Source organism: Janibacter sp. CoH_79_TC_3 (genome assembly GCF_058197955.1).
Genome location: NZ_JBXWIV010000054.1, coordinates 1 through 756, shown reverse-complemented (window position 1 = coordinate 756; position 756 = coordinate 1). Strand labels below are relative to the sequence as shown.

1 pseudogene and 1 other annotated feature are annotated in these 756 nt (G+C 48.8%); the pseudogene reads right to left on the bottom strand.

From position 1 onward, the window contains the following. Window positions 1–706, bottom strand: a pseudogene (locus tag AC2FA3_RS15025) (IS3 family transposase); the annotation flags it as partial. Next, window positions 315–431, bottom strand: a sequence feature (AL1L pseudoknot). Its footprint overlaps the pseudogene before it by 117 nt. Window positions 707–756: the final 50 nt, after the last annotated feature.

Here is a 756-nt window from a genome sequence, read left to right as displayed (position 1 = left end):
GGACGATAAGCGCTAAAGTTACGATTGACTAAGTCATCAGCGCGCTTTTGGTCGTCACGGCTGTTGGTGGTAATCTTGCCTTTGCCACGCCAGACGCCTTGTAGGCCATACTGCTTCATTAATCGCTCTACCGTACACCGAGCAACCTTTAACCCGTCAGCTTTCATCTGCTGCCAGACTTTACGCGCACCGTAACGGCATTTGCTATCCTGCCAAATACGTTTAATCTCACCGATGTAATAGTCGTCATGCTGACTGCGCAGTGAACGCTTGTGTGGGTTGTCGCTTAAGTCTTGAGCACGATAATAAGTTGACGGGGCAATCGGTAGGACTCTACAGATCAGCTCGACCCCATAAAGGTGTTTATTGTCGTCGATGAAGTGAATCATGATTTTAGTCAGCGGTCGAGCTCCGCCTGGGCGAAAAAAGCGGCAGCCTTACGTATAATCTCATTGGCTTGCTTGAGCTCTCTGTTTTCGCGTTCAAGCTCTTTAATACGTTGCTCTTGGCTTTGAGCTTGCACTGAGGCAGGAATGGTTTGATCGATGTGCTTTTTATGCCATGACCGCAGAGTTTCAGGCGTGCAGCCAATCTTAGGGGCAATGGCTTGAATAGCTGACCATGTGGAGGGGTAATCGCCCGACGCTTCAATCAGCATACGAACGGCGCGTTCTTTAATCTCAGGAGTATAATGTCGTGTTTTCATTGTCGTATTCTCTCAGAATATTAGGTCTCCGACAATACCGGGGCGGTTCA